The sequence below is a fragment of the Chryseolinea sp. H1M3-3 genome, from assembly GCF_029360725.1.
GTDB lineage: Bacteria > Bacteroidota > Bacteroidia > Cytophagales > Cyclobacteriaceae > Chryseolinea.
On sequence record NZ_JARKMY010000018.1, the window covers coordinates 1 to 14,826 of the forward strand.

Genomic DNA, 14,826 nt, shown 5'->3' on the forward strand with positions numbered 1-14,826 from the left:
AAGCAGCGCGACACAGTGTATGTGGAAGGAATGTCAAGGCCGAATGATTCCTTTAAAAATAAAATCACAAATCATTCGCTCGTTACCAGCCTTGACAGGCCTGGAACAGACACGTACATTTGCTTAGAAGCTGAACAGGACTCTCACGATCTCACTACACATTTAAAAACATAATTTTGTGCAGACTTTAGGGGGCTAAGACATTATATACTGACCGTTGTGCGCAATTTTCAAGGACTGACTTATGGACATCTTCATCGACACTTCAGTAATCTATACAGATCCATTCTGGAAAAGGAATTTTCCGGGACTTCTTCTGAAAGCCGCTAGAGACGGGCGGTTAAATATCTACTTCGCAGACGTTGTATTGAGAGAACTTAGACATAATTTTGAAAAGCAATTGGACAAAGAATTCATTTCTGTAGGAACTTCAAATAGCAATGTCAAGAAGCTAAGTTTAAACCACACAGACATAATAGTGCCAAATAAAGAACAATACTTAGCTGATTTCGATAAGTACTATACAGACCTCTTCCAGTCCAAAAACATTATAAAACTCCACTCGGACAAAAATATGTTTGACGACATACTTGAAAGAGCTGTTAAGAGAAAAAAGCCGTTTACTGACAATAGAAGTGAATTTAAAGATGCAGTTATATGAACAACATACTTTAAATATTCCAAATCAAAAGCACTTACCGACTGTCATCTCATAACAAATAACAAAAAGGACTTCACTGATAATGATGGTAACTTACATCAAGAGTTAACTAGCGATTATGACAAATTTACCGTTCATGTGACTATTGACGAGTTTTATAAAACGAAGAAGGATGATATAGAAAAACCAATCTTTGAATTTCAAGAATGGATTAGAAACAAAAGTATTGATGAATCACTCGTTTTTAATTTACTTTTTGACAGCGAAGTTGACAAAGTGTATAGCGAAGTGCAAAGCAAATTCGAAAACGTTGATCCGAGTGCCTTTGTCGATGACAGGGAGGCCGCTAATGTATTGGGTGGATATGTTGATATTGAGGAGGTTGAATGGTATGAGTGTGAGAATATAGAAGTTGACGTTATCGGAGACCATGCCGTTGTTTCCGGAATACTCTTACTGCATGTATCTCTAGATTTGTATGGATATAATTCCGCACGGGACCCAGGAGACGAAAAATTTCCTCATTACGGTAGCGTCGACAGGGATGTCAGGCTCTACTTTAACTTTTTGTTTGACAAAGATGAAACTCCAAAAGTTTTGAGGTGACGGACATTGAATAGAAACTGCGCACACAAAATGCATAATCAATGACGGGGTTCAGAGTAAATTTGTAGTTTAGTTTTTCAAAAATACGTTTTGTGTCGTGGGACGGTGACGCGCTTCGAAGACCCCCCACTGCCTATGCACAAACGTTGTGAGTCATACCATTTGGACAGAGTGGACTACAGATTAAGTAAGAAATGAAGCAGATTAGCTTATCAATTATAGTGTATTGTAGCTTGACAGGTTATGCATTTGGACAGAATCCTTTTTGGGTTCATCTTGATAAAAAAATAATTAGGGAATTAAATGCGGTTGACAGAGGTGATGCTAGAAATGTAGAAGCTTACTTTATTGAACACAGAAAGAGACCTGCAACAAAAGAAAATTTAGGATTTGGGTGGTCAATAAGTAATATGGCCGTGGGTGGTGGTTATACATCTATTTCGGGGACTTTTGTTTACTTCAATGACACCATTGTTAGTTACTCATTGTACTCTCGCGTGCCTGACGAAAATAAATTAATTAGGAGATATACAGGCTGGCTTAAAGGAACTTTCGCGATCGACTCAAGCGGCATTAAATCACTGGACTACAGGAAACATCTATTGTCCATACCATTGATAGGCTATGACGGGCCGTTGAAAATAGAAGACCTTCCAGTTGAAGTTTTCAATTATATGTCTCTACATTCAGGGACTATGTATGGGTACTCAGGTGGATTGAACAACACCCTATTCCAAAACAGAAGTAATTTTAACAAGCTAAAACAAAAGCTAACAACAGACATAGTCTACTTGTTGATGTATTCAGTTAATCCTGCGAGTCGGTTAACAGCAATTGAGTACTATAGAAAGAATTCGCAAGAGTTTGACAATAAAGATAAAATTGACACTTGGATAGATACGGTATATAAAGAAGTACCTATGGTGCATACTTTGATGGGCTGCATAGGTGAGACATGGAACAGTCGACTACTAGTTGAATTCTGTTCAAAAATTGAGGAGTGAAATGCACGACTCACAACAACGTATATGCATCATTGCCTGGGACGTGCTAGTTTGATATATTGTATTTCAAATAACGTTGGTACGTGGGACGGTCATTCACTTTTAACACGGCAACGCTGCATATACTAGCGTTATAGGTAACCAGCCGGACCGACATCATCATGACAAAAACATTAATCGTAATTGGAGCTGGATCAAGCAAAAACATTCATCCCACTTTTCCGACAGGTATCGAATTAGCAATCTGGTTAGACGCTCATCTAATTACTACAAAAAAGACAGCAGACGACCATAATAATCATCCTGACTGTCCCTATATATCATCAATGATAAATGAGGCTAAAAGAGTTTTTAATTATGACACCAACTATCTTGACAAATTAGTTGACCGCCTAAAAGTTGGACTTTGGAGTTATACACGGACGTATGACTATCATTACTATCGAAACGAGGCGCCAACTATTTCAGTTGACGAATTGATTTCATCACAATTTGAGGCTTATCCTCAAGTTTACTCCTTGGCTAAGCAATGTGTGGCCTATCTATTGAAGGGACAAGAAGACGCATACTTAGATACAGTAACTAAAACTAACAACACAAATTCGGCCTGGATTGAAAATATTTATGCAACATTAAAATCCAGAGGCGCATTATTTAATGATATTGTAAACAATCTTACAATAATTTCTTTCAACTACGAACGACTTTTCGAACACATCTCCTGTCAGACATTGAGCAGACTGTTTGGTACTAACATTAAAGAACTGCCAAACTTAAACTACATTTACGGAAATTTTGGAACGCTTTCTCAAGTTCCCTTTGAAGTTAAAAACAATGAATCAATTTTCAGAAATCATTGTCATGGAAACCTAAAGTTTATTGGTGAAAGACATAAACTTAATAATAAACCTAATCTTGATAACTATGAGAAAGTGCTTTTCATTGGCTTTGGTTACGACAAAGACAATCTCACTGATACTCTCGCAATTCAAAATGTAAGGACCGCAAAGTTGATAGGAATGTGCAGAAACTTAAACTCCCGCTACTTAAAAATTGGAGCAGATTTTAAAATAAAAATGATTGAATGTGGTGACAGAATAGACAGCTTTATTAGTGGACAGTTATAGACTAAACTGTGTGAGGCTGGCTACCTATAACAACATGTATGCGCAACAGCCTGATGGGTGCACCTTAAAGTTTTATCTTTGATAACCACGGTTACGGCGGACAGTGGGCAGTTATTAATACCGGCTGCTGACGCATACATAGCCTTTGGCAGCAACCCGCTAGATGACATGAGGTTTAACAAGGACTACGAAATAGTGAACGACATCTTAGCAAAATGGGACCCGATTGGAGTACCCGACACAGATGCAAAAACAGAGTACACCGACTACGTTCATCGACTATTAATCAAGCGTGACAACTTGAACGACTTAATAGAGGAGTTGGAGACAATAATAACAAAGGACATCGGACTCGAATACAACGCGGACAACCAAGAGGAAAAGGAACACACAATTAAATATGCGACTGCAATTTTCAATGAACTTAAAAATCAAAAACTAATATCGGTTAACGAGTTGATTGACAAAATTGAAAAGGACGACACTGGGACTGAAATAAAACGAGCGGCCAAAAGACTGATTGATGCAATTAACGACTGGCCGACAAATTTGACAACGATTGAGGACTTCATTAGTGAAATGAAAAATGAATTCGGTGGACAGGTTTCAAAAAAGGAATTGGAGAAATATTCAAATCTAAATGAAGCTTGGAAAATGGAGTCGACAACATCGACCATTGAAATGTTGGACGTTTTCCCTGGCAAGTCATTTGACGAAATAATTAAAGACATTTCAGATTACTATAAAAGATTAGTGTGACGCGGGCAGCTTGCCAACAAAATGCATAATCAATGGCGGGGTTCAGTGTAAATTTGTAGTTTAGTTTTTCAAATAATGTTTTGGTGTCGTGGGACAGTGACGCGCTTCGAATTCCCGCCACTGCTTATGCACAAACGTCAGGTTTCATTCAATATGGCAAAACAAAGAACATTTCTATACCGAACAAACTACTTCCGACGCGAATGGACTTGGATAAGGAGAATATTTGCGATCCTTTTTCTCGGACTTGGAGCTTTAATTCTTCCTTTGGAGAAGGAAGTTCAGTTTGTCAAATTTGTTGGGGTGGGTCTTGTCGTCTTCTATTTCGTCGCCAAACCGAAAGATGACTTAGCACTCACAGATGAGCAACTATTACACATCAAGAAATCAGCAATCAATTGGTTTACTCGAATCGATCAATATGATATCGCAGAGTTGATTTCGATAAGATGTGGTGGAATTCATACGGACGGATGGGAACTTGTCGACTTCTTTAATGGAAGCGGCAACCAGGGTGGATACTATAACACCATTGAAATGACATTTAGAAACGGTGAATCTAAAAGCTTACAACTGTCAATTGATAGGAAGAAACTTGACTTTATTGTAAAAATTATCTACGACTTAAAGAAAAGAACGAAACCCTAACATCATATATAAATCATATGCTGGTTCATTTTGTCAAGATAAATTTTGCAAGTAAATTCATTACGAAACGTTTGATAAAGTGTGCTATTAAGCCGCATACGCTTTATATATAAACGTCGTGTGCCATTCCCAGAGTTCAAATGAAGATTCGACTGACAATAATAGTACTTGCTATCTCTCTCTTGACAAATGGAATTTTGTTTTATCTCTGCTGGACAGCGCAGACAGATACAACACCCATTTTTGACCCTTTTGAAATTAACTACAGCGTGACAGAAAACTCCCTTATTAAGGACGGATACACACCTATTCCAGAGGACGTTCCATTACTTGGTAAACAAGTGGGCGACACTTTGATTTACTACCAACTGGACTACGAATGCAGTGACGCGACAGATATTAAGGACATCGATTGTAAAAACACTGGCATCTATGGGAGGAATTGCGTAATATATTTGGACAAAGTCGACAGTATGGAAATGAGTAGACTTGCAGATAAGTATGATGCTGAGATTCTAGGTGAATTTAAAATGCAAAGGAGTTTTTATGATTCAAATTTCTTAAGAGCAGACTTTTATATTCGCCACAAATTTACTCAAGCCATCTTTGATTGTTCAATTGATAAAAGCTATAGAGACGACAAGAAAGACAAATATGAACTTTCAATTCAGACTCTATTTCCGTTGACAAAAGAGCGAGTTAAAACAGAACTAGAAGACCGACAAGTCGGTAATGAGTACCATAAATTCAATGAAGTTTTGGGGATGGGCAAAAAGGATGCGGATGAGTTTTTACTTTCAAACGTTGAAAGGATAGTTCTCATGGATGATCATGAAGATAAAGGAGTTGACTCAGTGCAATACGTATTTGAAACAACGAAACACACTTATACACTTTCTTTTGTCAATGATACGGTAAAATACATCTCCGTGACATTTGGAACAACAACGGTTGGGTTAATGGATAATATCAGTAGTACCTTCGGACAAGACTCTCTTTATGACATTAAGGACGACTTTTTAAATAATAGGATCAATAAACCATATTCAACTGCCAAACTCTTTGCGGACAAAGAGAAGGGATTTAACTATTTGGTCATCGTTGAGAATGACCCACAATATTCAGCTCAACCTTCGACAATGATTATTTGGAGAAAAAATAAAAAATGACCTCCAACAGAGAAAGGAACGGCACACAATAAATAAGGCTTCGCGTGGCCGGCACGGCCCAGCGTGAAGCCCGTGTTGCACAGGAGCTTGCGCCACCGCTAACGCTATGGCGACACGCGGTCGGTAGCCGGGAGTACTGTTTTATTTTTATGGGGATTTGTATGAATGTCGATACTATTTTATCCAACGGGATGCATACTTGTAGGTGGGCAAATTAGCAAGAGGTGTTTTACATAACGTTCATTTGTGGTTCAATTCATTTATCCTGTCATCGTTTTCGCTCTTTTTTACCGTATTTAACCAAAGCAGTATCTAACCATAACTTTCAGAAAGCCTGACATTGAAAATGTTTTGTAACGATATCTTTCATCATCGTAGCATCCGGTGGTCCACGCCTATCGAAGTTAAATGCAGTGACCATTGTAAGTTTCTTACAAACCGGGCAAGCATCAGGATTATAGCCCAGATTTTCTGTGCTGATCTGTTTCCAGGATTTCTCTTTCGGAAACTCGTAGCAACTCTCCAATTGCTGATGAAGCAGAGGCAAAATGTGTTGCTTAGGGCTACTACTTAAGATTCCATAATGTCGGATACGCCCAAAACCTTGTGGTAAAATGTGCATTGAAAATCTGCGAATGAATTCGATAAGTCGCAAAGGCATTTGTTTGACTTCGCTTTCATCACGATAATCTTTATATATCGAAAAGTCACTCGATCATTTTGTACACCGACAATACGATGATTGGAGATCGCCACCTTGTGCGTGTATCTCCCCAAGATACCAGCCCGCCGTAGGCAGGTTCGATAACATTTGAGTTGTCTTCCGATGATGTGGCAACTATCAAAACGCCAGATAAGGAAGTGGACTAATTTATCATATTTAAAAAACGTCCGAAGATAACAATAGAAAACATCACGTAGAAATATCTCTAAACTCACTATAAATACAATCTGACTACAACAAATACCAATTGGGATACATTTCATCGGACCGCAATTGAGAATTTTGTACTTGAGATTTATTCAGTTTAAAACAATAAAAAAGAAATTATGCAAAAAAGAAAATTAGGAAATAGTGGATTAGAAGTTTCCGCATTAGGCTTTGGCTGTATGGGTTTAAACTTTTTGGACGGTAAAGGGCTTGATAAGAAAGACGCCATAACGCTACTACGCAACGCAGTTGAAAGAGGTATCACATTTTTTGATACCGCAGAAGCCTACGGACCTTACACCAATGAAGAAATTGTTGGCGAGGCATTGCATCCTTACAGAAAAGATGTAGTGATCGCCACAAAATTTGGTTGTAAAGACGCTAGACCAGCAGTAGGTTTAGACAGCAGACCCGAAACTATCAGAGCCGTAACCGAAGCGTCTCTAAAAAGATTAAAGACAGATTATATCGATTTGTTGTACCAGCACCGAGTTGACCCGAATGTTCCAATAGAAGATGTTGCGGGAACAGTAAAAGACCTGATACAAGAGGGCAAAGTGAAATATTTCGGATTATCGGAAGCAAGTGCTACAACCATTCGGAAAGCACATTCAATTCAGCCTGTATCAGCATTACAAAGCGAATACTCTTTGTTTTGGCGTGAGCCGGAAAATGAAATCATACCAAGTTTAGAAGAGTTAGGAATTGGTTTCGTTCCGTTCAGTCCTTTGGGCAAAGGCTTCCTCACAGGTATAATAAATAAAAAATTAGAGGATGTCGACCGCAGAAATATTATTCCTCGTTTCAGCGAAGAAAACATAAAAACCAACCTGGTTTTAGTAGATGCGCTTTCAGAAATTGCTCAACAAAAAAATATTACAACCGGCCAATTAGCATTGGCCTGGCTATTAGCTCAAAAGCCATGGATAGCACCAATTCCCGGGACTACAAAATTGCATCGTCTAGAGGAAAACATTGGCAGTACAAATATTGTATTAACGGTCGATGAACTTGCAAAAATTGATACAACGGTAAATGGAATCACACTTGTAGGCGACCGCTATCCCGAATTTTTAGAAAAACAAATAGACAAATAAAAAGCTAACATCAATGCAAAACATTAAAGGAAAAGTAGTTGCTATTACAGGTGCAAGTAGTGGAATGGGTAAAGCCATTGCAATAGACTTAGCAAAAAACGGTGCAAAGGTTGTTTTGGGTGCAAGACGGACAGAACAATTACAACAACTTGTTAAAGAAATTAAAAGCACAGGTGGTGAAGCCACCTGTGCTAAGATTGATGTAAAGAATAAAGCCGATTTAGTTCGGTTGGTAAATACAGCAGTTGAGCACTATGGAAAATTAGATGCCATTGTAAATAATGCAGGTGTCTGCCAATTAAGCCGCATTGACGAATTGGATATTGACGGTTGGGAAGAAATGATTGACATTAACCTCAAAGGTGTTTTGTATGGGATGGCGGCTGCAATTCCCGCTTTCAAACGACAACAATTGGGACATATCGTCAATATCATTTCAACTTCAGGAATACAAATTGTTCCAAAGCAAGGCGTTTATGCAGGAACTAAAAATGCCATTCGAACTATTGCAGAAGCGTTTCGTCAAGAGTCAGAAGGAAACATACGCATTACAGGCATTTCGCCGGGATTTGTGAAAACAGATTTTGCAAACAACATAAAAAACGAAGAAATGAAAACAGCTATCCAAAAAGGAATGGAACAGATTGCCATAGATCCCATAGCCATTGCCAATGCTGTAATTTATGCAATAAGCCAACCTAACGATGTTGAAATTGGCGATATTGTTATTCGTCCGTCAAAACAAAATTGATTAAATTCGTAAACGAAAAATGCAACAACAATCTAACATCAATCACATTAAAAGTATATCGCAATTGGTGCGGGTATTGGGATTTCCTGCGCCATTGCATCCACTAATTGCATTGGTTGACTATAATAATGTTTCGATTGAAATGTTTCCAACAGGACAAAAAGTAAGTCTTGATTTCTACAAGATTTCCTTTAAGCCTACATTCACAGGACACATAAAATACGGACAGGGATATTATGATTTTGAAGAAGGCGGATTGGCATTCTTGAAGCCAAAGCAAATTGTTTCTCCACCGGAAGACATAGAAAGCTATGAAGGTATTGCTTTATATTTTCATCCGGACTTTATCCGAAATTATCCATTAGGAAAAACAATAAATCAATACGGCTTTTTTTCTTACGATGTTTCAGAAGCCTTGTTTTTATCGGCAAAAGAAAAAGAAATTACAGCCAATTTATTTACGACGATAGCCAACGAGTTAGCCAACAATATCGACAGTTTCAGCCAAGATGTTCTGGTGTCACAAATAGAATTACTGCTTAATTACAGTAATCGCTTTTACAATCGCCAATTCATCACGAGAAAAGCGGTCAACCACTACATCATACCATCTTTGGACAAACTTTTAGACGACTATTTTGAGGCAGAAAACAGCCTGAGAAACGGTTTGCCGTCTGTGACATATATCAGCTCGGAATTAAGTCTATCGCAACGCTATTTGAGTGATGTGTTGCGTTCATTGACGGGACTCAATACACAACAATACATTCAGAATGCCGTCATAGAAAAAGCTAAAGAAAAATTATCGACGACAAATCTTTCCGTTTCAGAGATTGCTTACAAGTTGGGTTTTGAACATTCACAATCATTCAGCAAGCTTTTCAAGACAAAGACCAACGTTTCACCTTTGGAGTTCAGAAACTCGTTTAACTAGAAGACGATAGCGGGTCAAGATCGTTGAAGTTCGAAAACAGAAGCCGAACCTCAGAGTTGTGGTTTCGTAAAGTTCTTTCGAGTACCCCCCAGCGCGTAACGCATTTGCTAATTTCACCAGCAGGTTCTGAGCATCGGGGTTTGGCGATTCAGTCTTTAGATTGTTTTTTTAACCATATTGATTATTTTTAAGTTACCAAGGATAACGTAAGAATCGAAACCCTCCCCGAAGGTGTCGGTTCAATCGAGTAGACGGCCTCACCGGATTTTTCACCGATGTGGCATTGCCAAAACCTCCCAACCGCATCGGAAACATCCGCCAGTCTGCGGATCGGTCCTTCATTAAGGTGTGAGTCCTCTGTAGTGCTTACGGCTCGTAACTGTCAACTACTATGACCCCGCATAGCTATCGGGGCTGCTGACTTCTGCACTTCTAGCAAAACGAAACTAGATGCAGATCTCCCCAGGTAAGACGCCTATCCTTCGATTTATCACTGGTACATCTACCTGCTTTCATTACTTGCACCTGAAGGGCTTCGTTATGATGTGCTAACTCACCCATGAAAGCAAGCCTCGGTATGTAGTTTCTGTTCGTCAGTACAGATCTTTGTAGTCCTGCTTTCTTTAGTGCATGCCTCACGGCAAACCACCTTGCAGCTTACTATGCGCATCGATGCTGTGCACATAAGGGACTTGCACCCTTCGGATAATCAATTTATATTCCCTTCTGGAATATTAACGCGCCATACTGGGCGCACACAAAATGTTTATGCCAGCTCGGGGTTATGTGTAAATTTGAAGTTTTGTTTTCTTAATTTTGTTCAGCAACTTGGAACAATGAAGGGCTTCGAAAACCCAATCCGTCATAAACATAAACGTTGTGCGCAAGCCTTCAAGACAGATTGGTGACAGAGTTATGAAACTATTGACGACTTTCATACTATTGACGATTTGCTTGACAGCAATAGGACAGACTTCTCCGACAAGAAAGTGGGTTGACACTGAAGTTAAGTACACGGATTCTGGCGGGAAAGTTGTAATGATACATAACAGTTTTCCAAAAGCTGGAGGAGACGCTGATGAAAAATGTAGATACACTGATTCTAGCGGAAAAAAATACAGATATGTAATATTCTGGACTCGTGTAATTAATGAAACTGCTACTCCGTTAGAACTAACAATTAATTTCCCAGCAATTCTCCCATCACCTTACTCCCACATAAAATTATTTGTGCCTTCGGACACAATGACAAGTGACAAGAATTCTTTATACAATTATGGTATCACTGGTTTAAAATCTTATTTAGAAACGGACTTTAATAAAACCATGTTAAAAAGAACTATTAATCCGAAAGAGGAAAGTCTTTTCTATATCGTATTGCTCTCTCCTTTATATTCTGTCGGGGGTACCGTACGAACAGGATTCGTCCTAAAAGAACACCAACTTTTTTATCGAATTAGCATACGCCCGAACTTTGATACCGCCTTAATTCCATGTGGACAGATTGCGTTTAAAAAGTCAAGACGATAATTCTCATGGGACAATTTTCCGCTTTTGCCCGCGTAACAGTCCTTGTTCAACAATTCCAGGACTGAATAGACGGGCAGCGCACAACAAGAATATATAAATCATATGCGGGTTCACTTTGTAAACTTAAGTTCTGCATGTAACTTTATTTACCGACGGCTGATAAGGAGCCGCTTTTAAACCGCATACGTTGTAAGCAATTTGGCCCGAGAGTTTTTTATCCAACATTGAAAATGAATTTGAAAGAAATATGTCACTGGATTGTTGGTACTGCTGTAAGCCTCACAGTGACAATTTTTTTGATAAAGACCGCATGGGAAGGAAATGACAAAGCCATTATTTTGCTAATGTTTTACTATCCCGCCCTCATTGTAGCAAATGTACTGGTGTGGGCAGTTCTAAGAATTTTCAAACAACAAGAGGCAAGAATTTACGGTACTATAGCACTTTGTTTAGTAATTCTGTTTGCACCATTACTCTACATAGCAAGTCAATATTGACGATATTAGAAGGAACACCATTGATCTGGACGTGCGCAAGGGCCAAACAGCTTACTACAAACAAATATGCGCCATTACAGCTTTGCTGTTAATCTAGAGGATAAACTGCAACGGCGCATATTTAAACATTAGACTTCATTGCTTTTGTGCGGTTGGTCATGTGAAACTAAATGCTTATCTTTGGCGTTACTACCGTAGATCGACAGTATGATATTATCGTTCGGTTCGAAGGAAACTGAAAAAATTTGGAATGGCTTTAGAGTAAAAGGGTTACCCCTTGAAGTACAGGAAGGCGGTCGCCGTAAGTTGAGAATGTTAAATAACTCTCAAAATATTAAAGACTTGTCAGTCCCACCTTCAAATAGGCTCGAGAAGTTAAAAGGAAAATTAAACGATTATCATTCAATTCGGATTAATGATCAGTGGCGGGTAATATTTGTTTGGGAGGGCGGAAACGCATCATTAGTAGAGATTGTGGACTATCATTAAAAGAGACTAGAAATGAAAAGACTAAGGAATATTCATCCAGGTGAGATTTTAAATAAGGAATTTTTAATTCCCTTTGAAATTAGTGCATATAGATTATCCAAGGATATTGGGATACCTCAAACTAGAATATCTGAGATATTAAAAGGCAACAGGAGAATTACAGCGGATACGGCATTAAGGTTATCCCGTTATTTTGGCAACTCTGCTAAATTCTGGCTTGGCCTTCAAGATGATTTTGATATCGAGGAAGAAAATAAGATAAAAAGGAAAGACCTGGAATCAATAGAGCAGTTTCAAAGCAACGCCGCCTAACACCATATATGCACTATTGCCCGTTGCGTGCTAGATTGTTAATTGTAGTTCAAATTGCAGTTTGTGGGTAAGCACTAGCGCGCTTCGAAGACGGCAACGCTGCATATACATACGTTACCGGCAAGCTAAGACAACGACACAGTGGACAACAAAATTGAAACATATTCGACACTTTGGAATTTGGTTGACCTTGATCAGACAAACCATAAATTGAAAGAAATTGCTGGCCTCTTTTTGAATGCAATGAACGATTGGCCGAAATACGACCGGCATAAAATTGCGGACTTTGTTATAGAACTTAAAGAATACTTTGGTGCACCATTGACAATTGAGAAAATACGCTCGAAAAAGTTTAACGGCCAAAATGCTTGGCAAGTTGAAGCGGGAAGTTCAATAGCTGAACTTATCGACACTTCAATAAGATTTTGCAATGAAAGCAACTTTGACAATATTTTTAAAAACATTCTTGATCTTTATGAACAAGAATTTAATAAGGTCGACTTCATTGCAAAACTAAAATACAGGACAACAGAACAAGGTGGCAGAAAAATTCCAGCAAAAAGCGGTTACAGACCACAAGTAAAGTTTGACTTCGCAGAAATGCAGACATCCGGACAGCAAACTTTTATAGACAAAGAAAGTGTTCTGCCAGGCGAAATAGTTGACGCAAAAATAAAAATATTATCGCCAGACTATTTTGCAGGATGTCTGACTGAAGGAATGGAATTTGAATTTAGAGAAGGAGCAACAATTATCGGGACAGGAGAAATCAAATACATTGTAAATGGCAAACTTAAAAAAGCCAGCCGGTAATAAATAAGGCTTCGCGTGGCCGGCACGGCCCAGCGTGAAGCTCGTGTTGCACAGGAGCTTCGGTAGCGGTGAGGGCTGTTTTTACTTATGGGGATTGATGTGGAGCTGGAGAGTGATTTTGCTAACGGTAGGCATATCCGAACGGTAGAGAGTTTTCTAATTTAAAGCAACGTACGTTTTTTTCGTTTTGTCATCTGTGTGATTTTAAGTCGTTAATTGATTTATTTCTGCAGTTTGCCCAAAGCAGTAGCTAAGCATAGGCGTTAAGAAGCTTGCTTGCTATGATGTTTTTGGAGAAGATCTTTTATCATTTCCGGACCCGGCGGCCCTCGTCTGTCGAAACTAAAGATTGTGATCATCGTGAGTTGTTTACAAACAGGACATGCATCCGGATTAAATCCCAATCGTTCCGTGCTGATCTGTTTCCAGTTTTTCTCCTCAGGATACTCATATCGACTCTCCAACTGCTGATGCAGCAACGGTAAAAGGCGTTGCTTTCTACTACTGCTTAAAATGCCATAGTGACGAATACGCATAAACCCCTTCGGAAGAATGTGCAAAGAAAATCTGCGGATGAACTCTCTTGCATGTATGGACATGAGTTTGACTTTACTTTCATCACGATAATCCTTATATCGAAAAGTCACCTGATCGTTTTGTATCGCTACAATGCGATGATTGGAAATTGCAACCTTATGCGTATACCTACCCAGATACGTGCCCGCCGTAGGCAGGTTCGATAACATGCTTCGGGCTTCCAAAAGGACGCTTGGCATATACGACCCAAGGTGTGTTGAATAAGCCATTGTAAAAAGATGGCTCTATCCCTTTGAACCGCTCACGGAGTGATGGTACAAAGCGAGCACGAAAGACCTTACTCATCGCCTTGACCGGAAAGAGAAATTTTCCATTGCATCGGGCCGGTTTCCATTTACCGCCCGCTGTTATTCCACCACCCGGAACAATACAATGAATATGCGGATGAAGTGAAAGATTCTAACCCCAGGTGTGAAGTATGCTGATCATACCCGTATCAGCGCCAGCGATGAAGTCCTGCATCGCCGAATGGCATCCAGTGTACGCAGCTGCCAGCTGTTAAATTGACTGGAGCGTACCATTTCCTTCCAATGTGAATTGATCACATCGGAGACTTCAAAAGCCGGACGCAAAGCTTACCGTTTTGGTAGAGCCTATCCAACGGGGAGAATGCCGTCTTGCGACCCAATTGAGCTACATGCAAATACACCATGGTCGTCTCGATGTGCGCATGACCCAGCAACTCTTTGATCGACACAATGTCAAGATCTTCTTCGCGCAAATGCGTAGCATAGGTATGGCGTAGGGTATGCACCGTGACTTGTTTTTGAATACTTGCACCCTTTGGATAAACTATATATTTAAATGCACCGTACCGGGCGCACCACAATGTGTATGCCCAATGCGCTAAACTGCTATCAAGTCATTTTGCACGTTTCGCCGCAAATTTTTGTGTTTTCCG

General features: G+C 39.3%; 18 protein-coding genes. 15 read left to right on the forward strand and 3 right to left on the reverse strand.

From position 1 onward, the window contains the following. Positions 1 to 244: 244 nt before the first annotated feature. From P2W71_RS24000 to P2W71_RS24030, 7 genes are all read left to right on the forward strand, one after another. Positions 245 to 661, forward strand: coding sequence for a PIN domain-containing protein (locus tag P2W71_RS24000; protein ID WP_276373954.1), 417 nt, complete (start codon positions 245 to 247; stop codon positions 659 to 661). 138 nt (positions 662 to 799) lie between these two features. Further along, positions 800 to 1,267, forward strand: coding sequence for a hypothetical protein (locus P2W71_RS24005; protein ID WP_276373955.1), 468 nt, complete (start codon positions 800 to 802; stop codon positions 1,265 to 1,267). Between the two features lie 194 nt (positions 1,268 to 1,461). Then, positions 1,462 to 2,271 carry a hypothetical protein gene (locus tag P2W71_RS24010; RefSeq protein WP_276373956.1) on the forward strand — a complete coding sequence of 270 codons (810 nt, stop codon included), beginning with the start codon at positions 1,462 to 1,464 and terminating at the stop codon, positions 2,269 to 2,271. A gap of 161 nt (positions 2,272 to 2,432) precedes the next feature. Next, on the forward strand, positions 2,433 to 3,398 hold the full coding sequence (locus P2W71_RS24015) for a hypothetical protein (protein WP_276373957.1): 966 nt from the start codon (positions 2,433 to 2,435) through the stop codon (positions 3,396 to 3,398). Positions 3,399 to 3,476: 78 nt separating this feature from the next. Continuing rightward, entirely contained in the window at positions 3,477 to 4,157 is a 681-nt protein-coding gene (locus P2W71_RS24020; protein ID WP_276373958.1) for a hypothetical protein, read from the forward strand. A gap of 153 nt (positions 4,158 to 4,310) precedes the next feature. Continuing rightward, positions 4,311 to 4,805: a hypothetical protein gene (locus tag P2W71_RS24025; RefSeq protein WP_276373959.1), complete on the forward strand. Its 495-nt coding sequence runs from the start codon at positions 4,311 to 4,313 to the stop codon at positions 4,803 to 4,805. A 140-nt stretch (positions 4,806 to 4,945) separates the two neighbouring features. Further along, positions 4,946 to 5,974, forward strand: a complete 1,029-nt coding sequence (locus tag P2W71_RS24030) for a hypothetical protein (RefSeq protein WP_276373960.1) — start codon at positions 4,946 to 4,948, stop codon at positions 5,972 to 5,974. Positions 5,975 to 6,299: 325 nt separating this feature from the next. Here the strand turns inward: P2W71_RS24030 and P2W71_RS24035 are convergent, their stop codons facing one another. Next, complete coding sequence (locus P2W71_RS24035; protein ID WP_276374649.1) at positions 6,300 to 6,674, reverse strand: transposase; 375 nt, start codon at positions 6,672 to 6,674, stop codon at positions 6,300 to 6,302. Between the two features lie 350 nt (positions 6,675 to 7,024). Here P2W71_RS24035 and P2W71_RS24040 point away from each other — a divergent pair, with 350 nt between their 5' ends. The 8 genes from P2W71_RS24040 to P2W71_RS24075 all read left to right on the forward strand — a co-directional run bounded on the left by P2W71_RS24040 (position 7,025) and on the right by P2W71_RS24075 (position 13,328). After that, positions 7,025 to 8,002, forward strand: a complete 978-nt coding sequence (locus P2W71_RS24040) for an aldo/keto reductase (RefSeq protein ID WP_276373961.1) — start codon at positions 7,025 to 7,027, stop codon at positions 8,000 to 8,002. A gap of 13 nt (positions 8,003 to 8,015) precedes the next feature. Continuing rightward, on the forward strand, positions 8,016 to 8,753 hold the full coding sequence (locus P2W71_RS24045; RefSeq protein WP_276373962.1) for an SDR family oxidoreductase: 738 nt from the start codon (positions 8,016 to 8,018) through the stop codon (positions 8,751 to 8,753). A gap of 19 nt (positions 8,754 to 8,772) precedes the next feature. After that, complete coding sequence (locus P2W71_RS24050) at positions 8,773 to 9,687, forward strand: helix-turn-helix transcriptional regulator (RefSeq protein ID WP_276373963.1); 915 nt, start codon at positions 8,773 to 8,775, stop codon at positions 9,685 to 9,687. A gap of 879 nt (positions 9,688 to 10,566) precedes the next feature. Then, positions 10,567 to 11,217, forward strand: a complete 651-nt coding sequence (locus P2W71_RS24055; protein ID WP_276373964.1) for a hypothetical protein — start codon at positions 10,567 to 10,569, stop codon at positions 11,215 to 11,217. Positions 11,218 to 11,447: 230 nt separating this feature from the next. After that, positions 11,448 to 11,714 carry a hypothetical protein gene (locus tag P2W71_RS24060; protein ID WP_276373965.1) on the forward strand — a complete coding sequence of 89 codons (267 nt, stop codon included), beginning with the start codon at positions 11,448 to 11,450 and terminating at the stop codon, positions 11,712 to 11,714. A gap of 207 nt (positions 11,715 to 11,921) precedes the next feature. After that, positions 11,922 to 12,203, forward strand: coding sequence for a type II toxin-antitoxin system RelE/ParE family toxin (locus P2W71_RS24065; protein WP_276373966.1), 282 nt, complete (start codon positions 11,922 to 11,924; stop codon positions 12,201 to 12,203). A gap of 12 nt (positions 12,204 to 12,215) precedes the next feature. Further along, positions 12,216 to 12,515, forward strand: coding sequence for a HigA family addiction module antitoxin (locus P2W71_RS24070; RefSeq protein WP_276373967.1), 300 nt, complete (start codon positions 12,216 to 12,218; stop codon positions 12,513 to 12,515). 141 nt (positions 12,516 to 12,656) lie between these two features. Further along, positions 12,657 to 13,328, forward strand: coding sequence for a hypothetical protein (locus P2W71_RS24075; RefSeq protein WP_276373968.1), 672 nt, complete (start codon positions 12,657 to 12,659; stop codon positions 13,326 to 13,328). Between the two features lie 263 nt (positions 13,329 to 13,591). Here the strand turns inward: P2W71_RS24075 and P2W71_RS24080 are convergent, their stop codons facing one another. After that, a complete protein-coding gene (locus P2W71_RS24080; protein ID WP_276373969.1) occupies positions 13,592 to 14,104 on the reverse strand; it encodes a transposase in 513 nt (170 codons plus the stop codon). A 362-nt stretch (positions 14,105 to 14,466) separates the two neighbouring features. Further along, positions 14,467 to 14,754, reverse strand: a complete 288-nt coding sequence (locus P2W71_RS24085; RefSeq protein ID WP_276373970.1) for a tyrosine-type recombinase/integrase — start codon at positions 14,752 to 14,754, stop codon at positions 14,467 to 14,469. Positions 14,755 to 14,826: the final 72 nt, after the last annotated feature.

Excerpts from the sequence above, each read along its gene's own strand:
- P2W71_RS24000 (WP_276373954.1), top strand. The coding sequence starts at position 245 with ATGGACATCTTCATCGACACTTCAGTAATCTATACAGATCCATTCTGG.
- P2W71_RS24010 (WP_276373956.1), top strand. The coding sequence starts at position 1,462 with ATGAAGCAGATTAGCTTATCAATTATAGTGTATTGTAGCTTGACAGGT.
- P2W71_RS24015 (WP_276373957.1), top strand. The coding sequence starts at position 2,433 with ATGACAAAAACATTAATCGTAATTGGAGCTGGATCAAGCAAAAACATT.
- P2W71_RS24025 (WP_276373959.1), top strand. The coding sequence starts at position 4,311 with ATGGCAAAACAAAGAACATTTCTATACCGAACAAACTACTTCCGACGC.
- P2W71_RS24030 (WP_276373960.1), top strand. The coding sequence starts at position 4,946 with ATGAAGATTCGACTGACAATAATAGTACTTGCTATCTCTCTCTTGACA.
- P2W71_RS24040 (WP_276373961.1), top strand. The coding sequence starts at position 7,025 with ATGCAAAAAAGAAAATTAGGAAATAGTGGATTAGAAGTTTCCGCATTA.
- P2W71_RS24045 (WP_276373962.1), top strand. The coding sequence starts at position 8,016 with ATGCAAAACATTAAAGGAAAAGTAGTTGCTATTACAGGTGCAAGTAGT.
- P2W71_RS24050 (WP_276373963.1), top strand. The coding sequence starts at position 8,773 with ATGCAACAACAATCTAACATCAATCACATTAAAAGTATATCGCAATTG.
- P2W71_RS24060 (WP_276373965.1), top strand. The coding sequence starts at position 11,448 with ATGAATTTGAAAGAAATATGTCACTGGATTGTTGGTACTGCTGTAAGC.
- P2W71_RS24065 (WP_276373966.1), top strand. The coding sequence starts at position 11,922 with ATGATATTATCGTTCGGTTCGAAGGAAACTGAAAAAATTTGGAATGGC.
- P2W71_RS24070 (WP_276373967.1), top strand. The coding sequence starts at position 12,216 with ATGAAAAGACTAAGGAATATTCATCCAGGTGAGATTTTAAATAAGGAA.
- P2W71_RS24080 (WP_276373969.1), bottom strand. The coding sequence starts at position 14,104 with ATGCCAAGCGTCCTTTTGGAAGCCCGAAGCATGTTATCGAACCTGCCT.